Source organism: Streptomyces albus subsp. albus (genome assembly GCF_000725885.1).
Lineage (GTDB): Bacteria > Actinomycetota > Actinomycetes > Streptomycetales > Streptomycetaceae > Streptomyces > Streptomyces albus.
In genome coordinates this window covers 138,207-154,702 of the sequence record NZ_JODR01000021.1, presented here as the reverse complement: position 1 = coordinate 154,702, position 16,496 = coordinate 138,207, and the positions used below count along the sequence as shown (strand labels likewise).

Annotated in this window: 14 protein-coding genes; 5 read left to right on the top strand and 9 right to left on the bottom strand. The window is 72.5% G+C overall.

Going from position 1 to position 16,496, the window contains the following annotated elements; genetic code table 11:
* Window positions 1-105: 105 nt before the first annotated feature.
* The 4 genes from IO40_RS0124185 to IO40_RS0124170 all read right to left on the bottom strand — a co-directional run bounded on the left by IO40_RS0124185 (window position 106) and on the right by IO40_RS0124170 (window position 5,724).
* Entirely contained in the window at window positions 106-351 is a 246-nt protein-coding gene (locus IO40_RS0124185) for a hypothetical protein (RefSeq protein WP_030409195.1), read from the bottom strand.
* Window positions 348-4,607 (bottom strand): DUF6531 domain-containing protein, encoded by a 4,260-nt coding sequence (locus IO40_RS0124180; RefSeq protein ID WP_234336570.1) that lies wholly within the window; start codon window positions 4,605-4,607, stop codon window positions 348-350. The genes IO40_RS0124185 and IO40_RS0124180 overlap by 4 nt, the downstream gene beginning before the upstream one ends.
* Entirely contained in the window at window positions 4,604-5,038 is a 435-nt protein-coding gene (locus IO40_RS0124175) for a WXG100 family type VII secretion target (protein WP_016469386.1), read from the bottom strand. The genes IO40_RS0124180 and IO40_RS0124175 overlap by 4 nt, the downstream gene beginning before the upstream one ends.
* A 92-nt stretch (window positions 5,039-5,130) precedes the next feature.
* Window positions 5,131-5,724 (bottom strand): ATP-binding protein, encoded by a 594-nt coding sequence (locus IO40_RS0124170; RefSeq protein WP_106967444.1) that lies wholly within the window; start codon window positions 5,722-5,724, stop codon window positions 5,131-5,133.
* A gap of 582 nt (window positions 5,725-6,306) precedes the next feature.
* Between IO40_RS0124170 and IO40_RS0124165 the strand changes: the two genes are divergently transcribed.
* Together IO40_RS0124165 and IO40_RS0124160 are read left to right on the top strand one after the other, a co-directional pair.
* Window positions 6,307-7,395, top strand: a complete 1,089-nt coding sequence (locus tag IO40_RS0124165; protein ID WP_031176118.1) for an S-(hydroxymethyl)mycothiol dehydrogenase — start codon at window positions 6,307-6,309, stop codon at window positions 7,393-7,395.
* Window positions 7,395-8,000 (top strand): MBL fold metallo-hydrolase, encoded by a 606-nt coding sequence (locus tag IO40_RS0124160; protein ID WP_031176117.1) that lies wholly within the window; start codon window positions 7,395-7,397, stop codon window positions 7,998-8,000. Before IO40_RS0124165 ends, IO40_RS0124160 begins: the two co-directional genes overlap by 1 nt.
* 45 nt (window positions 8,001-8,045) lie before the next feature.
* Here the strand turns inward: IO40_RS0124160 and IO40_RS0124155 are convergent, their stop codons facing one another.
* The gene (locus tag IO40_RS0124155; RefSeq protein ID WP_016469390.1) at window positions 8,046-9,257 is read right to left on the bottom strand and encodes a pyridoxal phosphate-dependent aminotransferase; all 1,212 of its coding nucleotides are present in this window, start codon (window positions 9,255-9,257) and stop codon (window positions 8,046-8,048) included.
* Between the two features lie 411 nt (window positions 9,258-9,668).
* Here IO40_RS0124155 and IO40_RS0124150 point away from each other — a divergent pair, with 411 nt between their 5' ends.
* Entirely contained in the window at window positions 9,669-10,280 is a 612-nt protein-coding gene (locus IO40_RS0124150) for a winged helix-turn-helix transcriptional regulator (RefSeq protein ID WP_041968691.1), read from the top strand.
* A 157-nt stretch (window positions 10,281-10,437) separates the two neighbouring features.
* Here IO40_RS0124150 and IO40_RS0124145 read toward each other — a convergent pair whose 3' ends face one another.
* The 4 genes from IO40_RS0124145 to IO40_RS0124130 form a co-directional block, all read right to left on the bottom strand.
* The gene (locus IO40_RS0124145) at window positions 10,438-11,331 is read right to left on the bottom strand and encodes an aldehyde dehydrogenase family protein (RefSeq protein ID WP_041968690.1); all 894 of its coding nucleotides are present in this window, start codon (window positions 11,329-11,331) and stop codon (window positions 10,438-10,440) included.
* On the bottom strand, window positions 11,318-12,790 hold the full coding sequence (locus IO40_RS0124140) for an aldehyde dehydrogenase family protein (RefSeq protein ID WP_031176116.1): 1,473 nt from the start codon (window positions 12,788-12,790) through the stop codon (window positions 11,318-11,320). The genes IO40_RS0124145 and IO40_RS0124140 overlap by 14 nt, the downstream gene beginning before the upstream one ends.
* 3 nt (window positions 12,791-12,793) lie before the next feature.
* Window positions 12,794-13,771, bottom strand: coding sequence for a deoxyribose-phosphate aldolase (deoC, locus tag IO40_RS0124135; protein ID WP_016469394.1), 978 nt, complete (start codon window positions 13,769-13,771; stop codon window positions 12,794-12,796).
* Window positions 13,772-13,907: 136 nt separating this feature from the next.
* Entirely contained in the window at window positions 13,908-14,507 is a 600-nt protein-coding gene (locus tag IO40_RS0124130) for a GNAT family N-acetyltransferase (protein ID WP_031176115.1), read from the bottom strand.
* Between the two features lie 202 nt (window positions 14,508-14,709).
* Here IO40_RS0124130 and IO40_RS0124125 point away from each other — a divergent pair, with 202 nt between their 5' ends.
* A complete protein-coding gene (locus tag IO40_RS0124125) occupies window positions 14,710-15,399 on the top strand; it encodes a PH domain-containing protein (protein WP_016469396.1) in 690 nt (229 codons plus the stop codon).
* Between the two features lie 149 nt (window positions 15,400-15,548).
* Window positions 15,549-16,493: an NAD-dependent epimerase/dehydratase family protein gene (locus IO40_RS0124120; RefSeq protein ID WP_031176114.1), complete on the top strand. Its 945-nt coding sequence runs from the start codon at window positions 15,549-15,551 to the stop codon at window positions 16,491-16,493.
* The last annotated feature ends 3 nt before the right edge of the window (window positions 16,494-16,496 follow it).

Genomic DNA, 16,496 nt, shown 5'->3' with positions numbered 1-16,496 from the left:
GAAACTGGGGACGGTTCCATCGTGAGATTCTCCGCCCGATGGGTGGCGTACCGGGAAGGACCCATTGTTGACTTCTCCCCGAGGGGCATTCACCTCGTGATTCATTCATTCGAGATCGTTTATTGCTTCTCGGGCTTCTCTGAGGGTATCCGCCATCTCCGCGACTCCGTAGTAGGGGGCGCCGCAGCCGGGCCGGTAGAGGGCGAGCGGCTCTGTCAGTTCTTCGAATACGCTCGTCTCCAGATAGTGGTCGACAAGGATTCCTTCAATTTCGTTGACCAATCGCATCGATTGGTCTTTTCCCTCGATGAAGGCGTCAACCAGTTCGAGGAGCCTGGCCTTCTGGCTCACGGCACGTGCACCTCCTTCGGAATCATCACGGTCACCACATGGTTCGGGTCCGTTGCGCTCACTGCGACATACGGTTTACCCGGCAGATTCATTGCTCTGACCTGGATGGTTTGTCGGATAGGGTCGTATTTCACTTTCGTTCCATTATCCAGGATGTGGTCGACGGCCCGAAGGCTTGTCGGGGGGCGGCCAGGGCCGGTTCCGGCCACCCTTTCGGCCGCATGCCAGGAGAGCGTTCGTCCCCGCGGGGTCGTGAGGTCGGGGAGATGCTTCCCGTTCTTCTGCCGGTTCGCAAAGCCTGGGTTGTAAGGCGCTACTTCTTTTCCTGGCTGCCGTCCGGCAGAACCTGGCGCACATGTCGGTGCAAGCCCCAGGGGGTCGATCCACAGGTGCGGGTTATCGACATACGTGGTCGGATTGGGTGCGGGTGCCAGGCCCAGCGGGTCCGGTGTCAGGTACCGGGCCGTCTCCGGGTCGTAGTGACGGAAGTAGTTGTAGTGCAGGCCGGTTTCCGGGTCGGCGTATTGGCCTGGGAAGCGGAGGGGGCAGGTGTGGTCGGCGGCCGGGGTGGTGCCGGGGAGGGGGGTGCCCCACAGGGTGGTGCGGTGCTGCCAGGTGATCTCGCCGTCGGGAGTGATGAGCTCGGTGGGGGTGCCCGTCAGGTCGGTGAGGACCGACTGGAAGCGGGGGCGGACGGCGGTGGGTTCCGTGAGTTTGGTGAGGAGGGAAGCGCCCGGTTCCTGGACGAGCGGGGTGTGGTCCGTCTGGGCGACGGGGCGGTGGGTGCCGGGTGCGTGGTCCCAGGTGGTGGTGCGGCCGTCCGCGGTGGTCTGCTCGGCGAGGCGGGTGCCGTCCCAGGAGAAGAGGATCTTCTCGCCGTCCGGTCCTTCCTTGAATATGCGGCGGCCCAGCGGGTCGTAGGTGTAGGTCCACAGTCCGCCGTCCGGTGTGGTGACCGAGGTGAGCTGGTCCTCCGCGTTCCAGGTGTATGTCCAGGTGCGTTTGCGGCCGTTCAGCAGGCGGACTGTCTTGGATATGCGGCGGCCTGCCGCGTCGTGGGTGTAGGAGGTGCGCCCGGCGCGGTGGAGGAGTGTTCCCTCGATCGTGCGTTCGCCGGGTGCGGGGTGGTCGGGGGCCTGCGCGGTGGTGATGTTGCCGGCCGTGTCGTAGGCATACGTCTCGTGCCAGCCGTGGGCGCGGACGCCGGTGACGCGGCCGGAGGGGGCCAGGGTGAAGCGGCGGGTGCCGGTCGCCAGTTCGCGGATCTCGGTGAGGTGGCCGTCGGGGCGGTAGGCGTAGTCGCGGTGCTGGAGGAGTGCTGATCCGGCGCGGGCGACCTGGCTGGTGAGCCGGTCGGCGCGGTCCCAGGCCTGGCGCAGTACCAGTGCCCCGGCGCGGCGTTCCGTCTCGCGTCCCGCCGCGTCGTGGGTGAAGGCGAGGGCGCCGTGGTCCGTCACCAGTTCGGCGGGGCGTCCCTGGGCGTCGTACCGCCAGGAGGAGGTGAGGCCGGAGGGCGTGGTGCGGGTGGTGCGGCGGCCCAGTGGGTCGTAGGCGAAGGTCGTCGTGCGGCCGTTGACCGTCTCGGAGAGGACGTGCCCCACGGCGTCGTACGACAGTTCCAGCTCGGCGTCGGGGCGGGTGGCGGCGGTCAGCTCCCCTGCCGCGTCGTAGGTGAAGGTGGTGACCTCGCCCGTGGTCTCGTCGCGCTGCTCCGTGACGCGGCCGAGCGCGTCCCGCTTGTAACGCAGCGTTTGTCCCTCGGCATTGGTGCGGGCAGTCAGCCGGCCGGCGGCATCGACCTCGTAGGTGAGCCTCGCGCCGTTGAAGTCGGTTTCGGCTACCAGGTTTCCTGCCGCGTCGTACTCGTACACCCACTCCCGGCCCTGCGGGTTGGTGACCCGGGTGAGCCGCATCTCGGTGTCGTAGGAGAAGGCGTAGCGGGCGCCGTCGGGTTCGGTGCGGGTGGCCGGTGCGTCGAACGGGCCGGCGGTGTGGCAGGTCGTGCCGCCCGCGGGGTCGGTGTGGCGGATGAGGTTGCCCTCGCCGTCCCACTCCCAGGTCTCCCGTGCGCCTTCGGCGTCCTCCCGCCAGCTCGGTCTGCCCTCCGTGGTCCACCCCATGCGTGTGGGGTGACCGAGCGGGTCGGTGAGTTCGACGACGCGGCCGAAGGGGTCGCGGCGTACGTGTGTGGTGTGCCCGAGCGCGTCGGTCACGGAGACGGGGAGGCCCGTGGCTTCGCTGGTGAGGTGCTGCGTGTGGCCGAGCGCGTCGGTGACGGTGGTCAGGTGGCCGCGCTCGTCGTACCCGTAGCAGGTTGTGGCGCCGGTCGGGTCCGTGGTCCGCGTCAGGTTGCCGAGCTCGTCGTAGTCGTGCCGCCACACGGAACCGTCCGGCTCGGTCACCTCCACCGGCTGGTTCAGGGCGTTGTACGCCGCGGACGTGCGGGTGCCGTCCGGGTGCTCGACGGCGGTGAGGTTGTCCTCCGCGTCGTAGGCGTAGCGCGTGGTGTTTCCGAGGGGATCGGTCACCGACAGCGGGGCGGTGCCGCGGTCGTTCCACTCGGTGCGGGTCGTGTTGCCCAGCGGGTCCGTCTCCGCGACGACCTGGCCGTCGGCGTTGCAGCGACAGACGGTGCGGTGGCCGAGGGAGTCGGTGTAGACGGTGGTTCCGGCCGGCTCGTCGTAGGAGAAGGCGCCGTCGTAGATGCCGTCCGGGCCGGTGGTGCGCACGACGCGGCCGGCGGTGTCGTACTCGTAGCGGAAGGTGGTGCCGTTGCGGTCGGTCCACGAGAGCATCCGGCCCTCGTCGTCGTAGGTGAAGCGCAGTGCTTTCCCACTGGAGTTGACGACCTCGGCGAGGTTGCCGGCCTCGTCGTAGCCGTAGCGCATCACGAGCGTGCTCGGCACCGGGTCGCCGGTCTCGGCGGCGTACGGGTCGGGCCGCTCGTGCAGCAGCCGCAGTGCGGTGACGCGTTGGTTGTCGGTCTCGACGCTCAGGTGGTAGCCGCCCGAGTGGCGGACGGCGACGGGGGTGCCGTACGGGCCGCGGTCGATCTCGATGCCGGCGCCGTTGCGGTTCCTCAGCGTGGCGAGGGGGAGCTGGGCGGCGCTGGGGTCGCCGCAGGGCTGCGGGTCGGCGAAGGTGCGGACGAGGCCGCTCACCGGGTCGGTGATGGTGATGGTCCCGTCCGGCTTGCCGTCCCACTCCATCGGCCAGCGGGGGCCCTTGGCGGGCAGGACGGGCTGGTGCGCTTCCGGGACGGGGTAGACCAGGCGCATGCCGTCGGCGGCGACGAAGACGACCCCGTCGGTGTCGATCTGGACGCGCTCGTCCAGCGTGGAGGTCCAGCTCGGCCCGAAGCAGATGCCCGCACGGTACGAGGACAGATGGGTCCGGGAGACGACGAGGGGCAGGTCTCCGGGCAGTGAGAGGTCCGTCTGCTCCATCAGCATCGTGCCCGTGGCCACATCGACCGGTTCCCCCTTGGTGGGGGTGCGGCCCGGCGACCGGGAGACGAGTCCCTCGTCGATGAGGCTCGGCCGCAGGGACGGGGCCTGGAGGGAAGGCGGTGTCTTGGGCAGGAACATGCGGCCCGCGCCGAAGACACCGCCCAGCAGCATGCCGTCCTCGGCGGCCCTGTTGACCTCGTCCAGGCTGATGCCCTTCTGCTGTCCGGCCAGGATGCGGACCGGCTGGGCCACGGCGAGGTTCAGTGTGACGCTCTCGACCCCGCCGAACGCCGCTCCGACCAGCGCACTGGCCACAAGCCGCGCGGCGGTGGACGAGATGGCGATGCTCAGCGTCTCCCCGAGCGCGATGATGCCTTCCGCCGCCGCGCCCGCCGCCACGTCGGAGATGCCGAACGTGGGGCCGGTCAGCACGATCCCGGCGACGATCACCGTGGCGCTCGCGGCGATCTCGGTCCAGAGCCGCTCCTTCGCGTTGTCGATCTCCTCCGCGAGGTCGTCCAGGGCCTTGGCCATGGACCGCGCCGATTTCGGCAGGTCCTTCAGCCACCCCTTCTCGCCCCTGCCCACGTAGCGGGACCAGAACTTCTCGAAGGCGTCGACGGCCTCGCCGCTGTTCACCTCGATGAGGGTGCGCGCCCTGTGGTCGGTCTCCCGCTTCACCTCGTCGCACGTCTTGGCGAAGGCCCGCCACGCCTTCGCGGCCTCCCGCAGTTTGTCCGGGTCGCCGTCGGGCCAGTGCAGCCCCATCTTCTCCAGGATGTGGCGGGCCTCGTCCTTGACGCTCATCCGCCGTGCTCCCCGCCGTCACCGTCCCGCGCGGCCTTCTTCGGGGCGACCTTGGTGAAGATGCCTTTGATGACTTCTTCGTTGTCGACGTGACCGTCCTTCAGGTCGTCCATCGCCTCGTGGATGCTGACCAGCCCGAGAACGAGCGTTCCGGCCGAGCTCTCGATCGCCCGCTGGTTGGCCTTGTAGCGTTCCTCGAACTGTGCTCCGGCGTCCTTCCCCCACGGTTCGCCCAAGCCGTCCAGCGCGGTGATCAGCGTCGTCAGGGCCCCGCTGAGTTTTCTGGCCTGCGCACCGAAGACCGGGGCGGCCAGTTTGAGTTCGGGGACGGCGATGCCCAGGACGGTGCCGCCCTTGCCCGCGCCGGCCCCGTAGTCCGAGCTGGTGGTGTGGTTGATCCGGGTGTGCACGGAGCCTTCCGGCTCGGGCATCGGTCCTCCCCCTAGAGGCGCGGCGCGTCGTCGGAGCCGCCGGTGGCGGGCGTCCGAGTGTAGTCAGCCGATTACCCGAAAGCATATGTGATTCATGCATCTGCCCTCGGCGCGGGCGCAGCCGTCGTGCGGAGCCGGGTGATGCGGGAGGCGGCCTCTTCGTGGGTGCAGGGGTGGGCGCCCAGGGAGCGGTGGCGGGCCACCAGGGCCGGCTCGGCGCGCAGGAGGCGCCAGCCGCGGCGGAGCAGGACGGGGAGGGGCTTGCGGGATTCGCGGATGTCGCGCAGGAGGCGGCGCCGGAAGGTGGTGGTGGGGCGCTCCCGCAGACAGATGGCGTCGGCGAGCAGGCCGAGGGCGGCGCAGCGGGCGGCGATGTCGGCGGCGAAGATGCCCTCCGCGATGAAGAGGGGCGAGCCGGCGAGGTCCAGGTGTTCGTGGCCGGTGCGGGCGCTGCGCGCGATGTCGTAGCGGGGGGTCGTGGCGGTGCCGTGGTGGCACAGGTCGCTGATCGCGCGGAGGGCGGCGTCCGCGTCCCAGGAGCCGGGGGAGTCCCAGTCGACGGCGGTGCCGAGGCGGGGGAGGGTGGGGTCGTCGCCCTCCTTGTAGAAGTCGTCGAGGCGGAGGACGGGCAGTCCGCTGCGGCCGGCCAGCCGGGTCTTGCCGGAGCCGGACGGTCCGGTGAGCAGGACGACCCGGGCGGTGGCCGCCCCGGCGGCGGAGAAGGAGGATGCCGCAGCGGCGGAGACTGCGGAGACGGCGGAGATGGCGGACGCCGCGGTGGCGGAGGCCGCGGCGGAGGTTGCCCCGGCGGCCGGGACGGCGGATGCCGCCGCGGTCGCGGTGGCGGACGAGGCCGCTGTCGCGGTGGCGGTGGAGGCCGTGGTGGCGGACGAGGCCGTGGCCGCCCCGGCGGCGGAGGCCGTGGTCGCGGCGGTCGCGGGGAGGGGCCGGGCCGGCGGGGCGCTCAGGGGTGCGTCGCGAAGGTCGCTGGAGTCGGTCACGGGCAACGATTGTCCGTCATGGACCCCGCTCGTTCGAAGGTGCGTGCGGAAGTGGAGGGCGGCTTCCGGCTGCGGCGGGGCTACGGCGGCACCCCCGCAGAACCTCGGCGGGCCCTCGGCGGGACCCCGGCGGGAAATCGCCCGGCGCGGCCCGCACCCGCCCCTCCCGGAAAGCGCCCCTGGACAGGGAGAATGGCGCCTCGCGCCCGAGGGGCACCAAGCACCCGAGGGACCCGATGCATCGAGTGGAAAGGGAGGCCCTCACGTATGGCACAGGAAGTACGCGGGGTCGTGGCGCCGGGCAGGAACGAACCGGTGCGGGTCGAGACCATCGTCGTGCCCGACCCGGGGCCCGGCGAGGCCGTCGTCCAGGTGCAGGCGTGCGGCGTGTGCCACACCGACCTGCACTACAAGCAGGGCGGGATCAGTGACGACTACCCCTTCCTCCTCGGGCACGAGGCGGCGGGTGTCGTGGAGTCGGTCGGCGAGGGGGTGACCGATGTGGCCCCGGGCGACTTCGTGATCCTCAACTGGCGTGCCGTGTGCGGCCAGTGCCGGGCCTGCAAGCGCGGCCGGCCCTGGTACTGCTTCGACACGCACAACGCCGAGCAGAAGATGACCCTCAAGAGCGACGGGCGGGCTCTGGAGCCGGCCTTGGGCATCGGTGCGTTCGCGGAGAAGACGCTGGTGGCGGCCGGCCAGTGCACCAAGGTGGACCCGTCGGTCTCCCCGGCGGTCGCCGGGCTGCTGGGCTGCGGCGTCATGGCGGGCATCGGTGCCGCGATCAACACCGGGCACGTCACCCGGGGGGACACGGTGGCCGTCATCGGGTGCGGCGGTGTGGGGGACGCCGCCATCGCGGGTGCGCGCCTGGCGGGCGCGGCGAAGATCATCGCGGTGGACATCGACGACCGGAAGCTGACCACGGCGGAGAAGATCGGCGCCACGCACACGGTCAACTCCTCTACGGCCGACCCGGTGGCCGCGATCCGCGAGCTGACCGGCGGCTTCGGCGCGGACGTCGTCATCGAGGCGGTGGGCCGCCCGGAGACGTACAAGCAGGCGTTCTACGCCCGTGACCTGGCCGGCACCGTCGTTCTCGTGGGCGTGCCGACGCCGGAGATGAAGCTGGAGCTGCCGCTGCTGGACGTCTTCGGGCGGGGCGGCGCGCTCAAGTCGTCCTGGTACGGGGACTGTCTGCCCTCCCGGGACTTCCCGATGCTGATCGACCTGCACCTCCAGGGTCGGCTCGACCTGGGCGCCTTCGTCACCGAGACGATCGCGCTCGACCAGGTGGAGGAGGCGTTCGACCGGATGCACGCCGGTGACGTGCTGCGTTCGGTGGTGGTGCTGTGATGGCCGCCCGTATCGACCACCTCGTCACCAGCGGCGTCTTCCGCCTCGACGGGGAGACCCACCAGGTGGACAACAACGTGTGGCTGGTCGGGGACGACGACGAGGTCGTCGTCATCGACGCGGCGCACGACGCCGACGCCATCGCCGAGGCGGTGGGCGGCCGGACGCTGCGCGCGATCGTGTGCACCCACGCGCACAACGACCACATCGACGCGGCCCCCGAGCTGGCGGAGCGCACCGGCGCCCCGGTGCTGCTCCACCCCGACGACCGGGTGCTGTGGGACATGACGCACCCGGACCGCGCCCCCGACGGCGAACTGGCCGACGGGCAGCGGATCACCGTCGCCGGCACGGAGCTGACCGTGCTGCACACCCCGGGTCACGCGCCGGGCGCCGTCTGCCTGCACGCGCCCGGCCTCGGCACCGTCTTCACCGGTGACACCCTCTTCCAGGGCGGTCCCGGCGCCACGGGGCGCTCCTTCTCGGACCATCCCACGATCGTCCGTTCCATCAGGGAGCGGCTGCTGACGCTGCCGCCGCAGACGGTGGTGCGCACGGGGCACGGCCCGCAGACGACGGTGGGCGAGGAGAGCGCGAACGTGTGAGCCGGCCGCTGGTGCCCCGCCGCGGGCACCAGCGGTCCGCCCGGCCTACTGCCGGTAGCCCTCCAGGAAGCGCCCGATGCGGGAGATGGCGGCGTCCAGGTCGTCGGCGCGGGGGAGGGTGAGGATGCGGAAGTGGTCGGGGCGGCCCCAGTTGAAGCCGGTGCCCTGGACGACCTGGATCTTCTCGCGGAGCAGCAGGTCGAGGACGAAGCGCTCGTCGTCGTGGATCGGGTGCACGTCGGGGTCCAGCCGCGGGAACGCGTAGAGGGCGCCCTTGGGCTTGACGCAACTGACGCCGGGGATCTCGTTCAGTTTCCGCCAGGCCACATCGCGCTGTTCGTGCAGCCGGCCGCCCGGGAGGACCAGCTCCTCGATGGACTGGCGGCCCCCCAGGGCGGCCTGGATGGCGTGCTGGGCCGGGGCGTTGGGGCACAGCCGCATGGAGGCGAGCATGCCCAGGCCCTCCAGGTAGTCGCGGGCGTGCTGTTTGGGGCCGGAGACCAGCAGCCAGCCGGAGCGGAAGCCGGCCACCCGGTAGGCCTTGGACAGCCCGCTGAAGGTCAGGCACACCAGGTCGGGGGCCAGCGCTCCGACGTGGTGGTGGACGGCGCCGTCGTAGAGGATCTTGTCGTAGATCTCGTCGGAGAAGACCATCAGCCCGTTGCGGCGGGCCAGGTCGAGGATGCCTTCGAGCAGTTCGCGCGGGTAGACGGCGCCGGTGGGGTTGTTGGGGCTGATGATGACGACGGCCTTGGTGCGGGACGTGATCTTGGCGGCCATGTCGTCGAGGTCGGGCAGCCACTCGGACTGCTCGTCGCACACGTAGTGCACCGCCTTGCCGCCGGCCATCGTGGTCACGGCCGTCCACAGCGGGAAGTCCGGGGCGGGGATGAGGACTTCGTCGCCGTCCTCGACCAGCGCCTGGACGGCCATCGAGACCAGTTCGGAGACGCCGTTGCCCAGGTAGACGTCGTCCACGTCCGCCTCGGGGAAGCCGCGCTGCTGGTAGTGCTGGGCCACCGCGCGGCGGGCCGGGAGGATGCCCCGGGACTCGGTGTAGCCGTGCGCCTGGGGCAGCATCCGCACCATGTCCTGGATGATCTCCTCGGGTGCCTCGAACCCGAAGAGCGCGGGGTTGCCGGTGTTGAGCCGCAGCACGCTGTGTCCGGCCTCCTCCAGCGCGTCGGCCTGTTCGATCACCGGACCGCGGATCTCGTAACAGACCTCGCTGAGCTTGTTCGACTGCCGGAACTCCATGCTCGCCCGCCTCCTGGTCCACGTTGGTCACTTGGTTCTACCAAGCCGGCACTTGGAAAGTCCAACCACATGTCTACACTGGCGCGCATGCCGACGAGCCACGCGAGCGAGAACAGCCCGACGGGCGGCGCCGCCACCGGCGACGCGACGGAGCGCGCCACGGACGACGTGTCCGGCCGCGCCACAACAGACGGCGCACGCCGCGCCCCGTCAACCGGACGCGCCACGACGAACGGTGGAACGACGAACGGCGCGACCACGAACGGCGCGACCACGAAGGGGGCGACAAGGGGGACGACGAGCGGCGCGGACACCACCGGCGGGACGGGAACGGGGGCGGGCACGGGCGGCACCGCCGGCAGATCCGGGGGAGGACGGTCGTCCCGCCGCAGCTACGACCAGTTCTGCTCCGTGGCCCGCGCCTTGGACGCCGTCGGCGACCGCTGGACGCTGCTCGTCGTGCGCGAACTGCTGGCCGGACCGCGCCGCTACACCGATCTGCACGCCGACCTGCCGGGCGTGAGCACGGACGTCCTCGCCGCACGGCTCAAGCACATGGAGGCCGAGGGACTGACCGCGCGCCGCCGTCAGCCCCGGCCCGCCTCCGGCCACGTCTACGAACTCACCGAACGCGGGCGCGCCCTGCTGCCCGTCCTGACCGCCCTCGCCACCTGGGGAGCACCCGCCCTCGGCACCCCCCGCCCCACCGACGCGGTCCGCGCCCACTGGTGGGCCGTACCCCTGCACGCCGTGCTCTCGGCCGAGCTGGCGGACCGGATGGGCCCCGTGGACGTCGCCCTCCCCGAGGGCACCTTCCATCTGCGGCTCGGCCCCGGCACCGCAGGCGGCCCCGCCTACGCCGAGGGCCCCGCCCCCGAAGGCGCCGGGCTCCGCCTCGAGTTGGACGCCACCGCCTGCGCCGCCCTCGCGGACGGCACCCGCACGCTGGCCGAGGCGGTACGGGACGGCACCGTGCGGGTGACGGGCGACGGCGAGTTGCCCCAGGCCCTGCGGAGCGCGTGACCCGCGGCGGGACGGCACCCGGAGTGGAGCGACACGGCGAACCCGCCCGGCACGAGTGAGGGCCCCCGGCCAGCCGTGCGGCCGGGGGCCCTCAGCCCCGGAAAGGGAATCCCGGCAGGTCGCCGGGGGCGCCGGTGCAGGCGGCCGGGGCGCCCGTTCAGGCGCCGACCGGGTGCCAGACCGTCTTGGTCTCCAGGAAGGCGGACATCCGCTCCAGACCGGGTGTCGCGGACCAGTCGCCGGAGCCGGGCCGCAGGACCCGCTTGAGGTTCTCCGCCGCGCTCGCCTCCAGTTCGGCGGCCAGCTCGGGCCCGGCGCCGGCCAGATCGACGGCGTTGACGTCCTGGTGCGCCGCCAGCGGACGGGCCAGCTGAGCGGTGTCGCCGGAGAGCACGTTGACGACGCCGCCGGGCAGGTCCGAGGTGGCCAGCACCTCCGCGAGGGAGAGGGCCGGCAGCGGCGCCGTACGGGAGGTGACCAGGACCGCCGTGTTGCCGGTGACGATGACCGGCGCCAGGACGGAGACCAGGCCCAGCAGCGAGCAGCGCTGCGGGGCGAGGACGGCCACCACACCGGTGGGCTCGGGCGTGGAGAGGTTGAAGAAGGGGCCGGCGACCGGGTTGGCCCCGCCGAGCACCTGCGCGATCTTGTCGGACCAGCCCGCGTACCACACCCAGCGGTCCACGGCCGCGTCCGCAAGGGCGCGGGCCCGGTCCTGGGACAGCCCCTCGGCCGCGGCCACCTCGGCGGCGAACTGCTCGCGCCGGCCCTCCAGCATCTCGGCGACGCGGTAGAGGATCTGGCCCCGGTTGTAGGCGGTCGCCCCCGACCAGCCGGGGAACGCCTTGCGGGCCGCGACGACCGCGTCCCGCGCGTCCTTGCGGGAGCCGAGCGGGGCGTTGGCCAGCCACTGGCCCTCAGCGTCGGTCACCTCGTACACCCTGCCGCTCTCGGACCGGGGGAACTTCCCCCCGATGTACAGCTTGTAGGTCTTCAGCACGGACAGCCGGGCGCCGCCGCGCGTCCCGGAGGTGTTCTCAGGCGTGCTCAAGGTAGCCCTCCAGACCGTGCCTGCCGCCCTCGCGGCCGTAACCCGACTCCTTGTAGCCGCCGAACGGGGAGGCCGGGTCGAACTTGTTGAAGGTGTTGGCCCACACCACGCCGGCCCGCAGCCGGTCCGCCATCATCAGGATGCGCGAGCCCTTCTCCGTCCAGATGCCGGCCGACAGCCCGTAGGGCGTGTTGTTCGCCTTGGCGACCGCCTCGTCGGGCGTGCGGAAGGTGAGCACGGACAGCACCGGGCCGAAGATCTCCTCGCGCGCGATGCGGTGAGCCTGCCCGACGCCGGTGAAGACGGTCGGCGCGAACCAGTAACCCCTCTCGGGCAGTTCACAGGGCGCGCTCCAGCGCTCGGCGCCCTCCTGCTCGCCCGAGTCGGCCAGCTCGGAGATACGGGCCAGCTGCTCGGCGGAGTTGATGGCGCCCACGTCGGTGTTCTTGTCGAGCGGGTCGCCGACGCGGAGTGTGGCCAGCCGCCGCTTGAGGGCGTCGAGCACCTCGTCGTGCACCGACTCCTGGACCAGCAGCCGGGAGCCGGCGCAGCACACCTGGCCCTGGTTGAAGAAGATGCCGTTGACGATGCCCTCGACGGCCTGGTCGAGCGGAGCGTCGTCGAAGACGATGTTGGCGCCCTTGCCGCCGAGTTCCAGGGTGAGCCGCTTGTCGGTGCCGGCGACCGTACGGGCGATCTGCCGGCCCACCGCGGTGGAACCCGTGAAGGCGACCTTGGCGACATCGGGATGGGCCACCAGCGCCGCGCCGGTGGCGCCGTCGCCCGGCACGATGTTGACGACGCCCTCTGGCAGCCCCGCCTGACGGCAGATGTCGGCGAAGAAGAGCGCCGAGAGCGGCGTCGTCTCGGCCGGCTTGAGCACCACCGTGTTGCCGGTGGCCAGCGCCGGGGCGATCTTCCAGGCCAGCATCAGCAGGGGGAAGTTCCACGGGATGACCTGCGCGGCGACACCCAGCGGACGGGGGTCGGGGCCCAGCCCCGCCCAGGACAGCTTGTCGGCCCAGCCGGCGTGGTAGAAGAAGTGCGCCGCGACCAGGGGCAGATCGGCGTCGCGGGTCTCGCGGATCGGCTTGCCGTTGTCCAGCGTCTCCAGGACGGCCAGCTCCCGGGACCGCTCCTGGATGATGCGGGCGATGCGGAAGAGGTACTTGGCGCGTTCGGTGCCCGGCAGCGCCGACCACGGACCGAAGGCGGCACGGGCGGCGCGGACGGCCGCCTCGACGTCCTCCTCCCCGCCGTACGCCACCTCGCTGAGCACTTCCTCGGTGGCCGGCGAGAGCGTGGTGAAGGTCTTGCCCGAGGCGGCCTCGCGGAACTCGCCGTCGATGAACAGCCCGTAGGAGGGCGCGAGGTCGACGACGGCGCGGGACTCGGGCGCCGGGGCGTACGCGAACAGCTGTGAGGGGGCCGCGGCGGCCGGCTGCGACGGTTCGGTCATGGCTCAGTCCACCGTTACGTAGTCGGGGCCGGAGTAGCGGCCGGTGGTCAGCTTCTGCCGCTGCATCAGCAGGTCGTTGAGCAGGCTGGAGGCGCCGAAGCGGAACCAGTCGGGGCTGAGCCAGTCGCCGCCCGCCGTCTCGTTCACCAGCACCAGGTACTTGAGCGCGTCCTTGGCGGTACGGATGCCGCCGGCCGGTTTGACGCCGACCTGCCGCCCGGTGGCCGCCCGGAAGTCGCGGACCGCCTCCAGCATGAGCAGGGTGCCCGGCGGCGTCGCGTTGACGGAGACCTTGCCGGTGGAGGTCTTGATGAAGTCGGCGCCCGCGAGCATCGCCAGCCAGGAGGCGCGGCGGATGTTGTCGTAGGTTGCCAGCTCGCCGTTCTCGAAGATCACCTTGAGGTGCGCGTCGCCGCAGGCCCGCTTGACCTCCTGGATCTCCTCGAAGACGGCGAGGTAGCGGCCGGCCAGGAACGCGCCGCGGTCGATCACCATGTCGATTTCATCGGCCCCGGCGGCGACCGCGTCCCGGGTGTCGGCGAGTTTGACCGGCAGCGCGGCGCGGCCGGCCGGGAAGGCGGTGGCGACGGAGGCGACGTTGATGCCGTCCGCGCCCAGGTCGGCCAGCGCCCGCTTGGCGGTGGCCGCCATGTCCGGGTAGACGCAGACCGCCGCGACGCGGGGCGCGGTGCGGTCGGCCGGATCCGGGCGGGCGGCCTTGGCGCACAGGGACCGGACCTTGCCCGGGGTGTCGGCACCCTCCAGCGTCGTCAGGTCGATCATGGAGATGGCCAGATCGAGCGCGTACGCCTTGGCGGTCGTCTTGATTGAGCGGGTTCCCAGCGACGCTGCCCGGGCCTCCAGCCCGACCGCGTCGACACCTGGGAGCCCGTGCAGGAAGCGGCGGAGAGCGGCGTCGGAGCTCGCGACGTCGGAGAGGGTGCCCCTCCCCGCGTCGCGAGGGGCCGCATCGGTTGGCATGCTCACCAGAGCACCATATCTACGCGCGTAGTGACTGTCACCCCTGACGACGACGCCCACCCCTCGCGGGGCCCCGCAGGAACGGCGGCCTCCCCACGCCGCCCACCGTGAGTCCCGGGCCCTCCCCGCCACACCCTCACTCCACGACGCCCGCCCCGCCCTCCCCGGCGGAAGAAGGGAGGCCCGGGAGGCGGAGCAGCATCACGTCATGCACCACCGCCCCCGGCCAGGGCCGTGTCGAGCCCACCTTCTGATACCCCCAGGAGCGGTACGCGGCGACGGCGGCTGCGCTGTCCGGGCGGATGTTGAGCAGCACCCGCTCGGTGCCCGGCCCGTCGAGCAGCGCCGCGTGCAGCCGGCGTGCGACACCCTGCCCGCGCCGGCGTTGGCGCACCGCCAGTTCCATGAGGCCGAACGTCCGGCGCCCGTCCTCGTGCCGCATCGCGTCGGACACCGGCTCGCTCATCCCCTCCCACCAGCGGGTGTCCGCGGCCGGCGGGTAGCCGTACGCCATGCCGACGGGTTCGTCGCCGGGCCCGCGGGCCAGAGCGGCACGGAAGCCGGGTTTCCGGGTCTGTGACCGGAACCGCCGGAAGGCCGCCGCGACCGCGTCGCCGGTCTCGCCGTACGGAGGCTCCGCGAACACCTCGGCGTAGACGCTCCGGGAGGGTCCCTCGTCCCGCGCGGCACCGGCCCCGTCCAGCCGCGCCACCGTCACGGCTCTCGACTGCGTCATCCCGCGCCCCCTTCCGAGGCGATCCGCCCCGGCCGGTGGCCGGCACGGTGGCTCCCTCCGGACCGCGGCGACGCCCCCCTCCCATGGTGACGGCCGCCGTCGCGCGGGGTGCCGGGATGTGCGTCGGCAAGGGCGAACCCAAGGGTGTTTCGATGCCGTACCGCAATGTCCGCCATGCGGACGGTCGGGCACAATCGTTCGCATGACGAGCGAGGACAAGCGTCAGGAGCCGGACGGCGGGGCGGACGGGAGCGGGGGCGGGCAGTTTCCCGACCGGGTCTACCGGTCGCCCGCCGGCATGGCCGGCGGGATCGTCCTGCTGGCCATCGGGGTGTGGCTCGCCGCTGACGCCGTCCTCGGCGGTGAGGGCCGCACCCCCTGGCTGGCGCTCGCCGGGCTGCTGCTGGCCGTGCCGCTCGTCGTGGCCTTCACCCTGCGGCCCGCCGTGTTCGCGGGGGAGCGGCGGCTGCGGGTGCGCAACCCGTTCCGCACCATCGTCGTGCCGTGGGGCGCTGTCGAGGCGGTACGGGCCGGCTACTCCAGCGAAGTGATCGCGGACGGCGTGAAGTACCAGCTGTGGTCGATTCCCGTCTCCCTGCGGGCGCGGAAGAAGGCGACGCGGCACAACGAGCGGATCGACGCGGGGCACCCGCCCGTCGCCAGGGGCGGTCTGTTCGGCGGGCGTGGTGTGCCCGACCTTCCCGCCGGCGAGGAGGCGCAGCACAAGCGTGCGCCCTCCGACCGGGCCGTCGACGAGCTGCGCGAACTGGCCGAGACCCACGGGAGCGAGGAGGAGGCCCAGGGCAAGGTCTCCGTCCGCTGGTCGTTCGAGGTGCTGGCCCCCGCGGTGGCCGGCGCCGTCCTCCTCGCCCTGCTCCTGGCCACGGGCTGACGCCCGCCCCGGCGCGGCGCCCCGCGGCCGGCCGGCATGCGGCTTGCTGAGTACGGCAACTCATGTGCCGCCCCCGGCGACCGCCGTACCGTCCGAGGACCGACGAAGAACCGTTCCGCCGCACATCCCGGCGTCCCGGAGGAGGTCCGATGCCGACGACCGTCGCAGTGACCGGAGCCGGCGGGTTCTGCGGCTCGTACGTTGCCGCCGCCGCGGCGGCCCGCGGGGCCCGGGTGCTGAGTGTGGGCCGCCGCGGCGGGCCCGTCGGCCGGCACGTGCCGTGGGACCCGGCCTCCGGGAGCGCCCCCGACCTGGCCGGTGCGGACGTGGTGATCCACTGCGCGGGCGCCGTCGGTGACCCGCTGCCCGGCTCGCCCGCCGCCGCACTGCTGCGGACGGTGAACGTCACCGGTACGGCCCGGATGCTGGAGGCCGCCGCCGGCCGGCCCGTCGTCTGGCTGAGCAGCGCCGTCCTGTACGCGCCCGCCCCGGGACGGGACCGCGTCCGCGAGGAGCACCCGCTGGACGACCGGCTCGGCGTGTTCGGGCTGACCAAGGCGGCCGGCGAGGCACTGGCCCTGGCCGCCGGGGCCGTCGTGCTGCGACCGCGCGCCGTCTACGGCGTCGGCGACGGCCACCTGGCACCCCGGCTGCTGGCACGGGCACGGCGCGGACTGCTGCTCCTGCCGGGCCGCGACACCGAACTGAGCCTGACCGCCGTGGAGAACCTCGCCGACGCCTGCCTGTCCGCCGTGGACGACGCCGCGCCGTGGCCGCCCGGCGCCTACAACATCGCGGACGAGAGCCCCTACCGCCGGGACGAGGCGGTGCGCACCCTGCTCGCGGCTCACGGGGTGCACGCGCGGGTCGGCCACCTTCCGCTGCTGCCCGCCCGGACGGTGGCGGCGGCAGTCGAAAAACTCTCCCTGCTGCGCCGCCGTGCCGAGCCGTTCCCGACCCGGCACGCCGTGGACGCACTCGCCCGCGGCGTGGTGCTGGACGTCACCAAGGCCCGCAGGCAGGGCTGGACCGCCGCGCGCACACTGGCCGGCTACGCCGAGGCGGTGGCGGCCGGCTCCGCACGGCGCCGCTGACGG

Coding starts and splice junctions, on each gene's coding strand:
- IO40_RS0124180 (WP_234336570.1), bottom strand. CDS start 4,607: ATGAGCGTCAAGGACGAGGCCCGCCACATCCTGGAGAAGATGGGGCTG.
- IO40_RS0124175 (WP_016469386.1), bottom strand. CDS start 5,038: ATGCCCGAGCCGGAAGGCTCCGTGCACACCCGGATCAACCACACCACC.
- IO40_RS0124165 (WP_031176118.1), top strand. CDS start 6,307: ATGGCACAGGAAGTACGCGGGGTCGTGGCGCCGGGCAGGAACGAACCG.
- IO40_RS0124160 (WP_031176117.1), top strand. CDS start 7,395: ATGGCCGCCCGTATCGACCACCTCGTCACCAGCGGCGTCTTCCGCCTC.
- IO40_RS0124155 (WP_016469390.1), bottom strand. CDS start 9,257: ATGGAGTTCCGGCAGTCGAACAAGCTCAGCGAGGTCTGTTACGAGATC.
- IO40_RS0124140 (WP_031176116.1), bottom strand. CDS start 12,790: ATGACCGAACCGTCGCAGCCGGCCGCCGCGGCCCCCTCACAGCTGTTC.
- deoC (WP_016469394.1), bottom strand. CDS start 13,771: ATGCCAACCGATGCGGCCCCTCGCGACGCGGGGAGGGGCACCCTCTCC.
- IO40_RS0124130 (WP_031176115.1), bottom strand. CDS start 14,507: ATGACGCAGTCGAGAGCCGTGACGGTGGCGCGGCTGGACGGGGCCGGT.
- IO40_RS0124125 (WP_016469396.1), top strand. CDS start 14,710: ATGACGAGCGAGGACAAGCGTCAGGAGCCGGACGGCGGGGCGGACGGG.
- IO40_RS0124120 (WP_031176114.1), top strand. CDS start 15,549: ATGCCGACGACCGTCGCAGTGACCGGAGCCGGCGGGTTCTGCGGCTCG.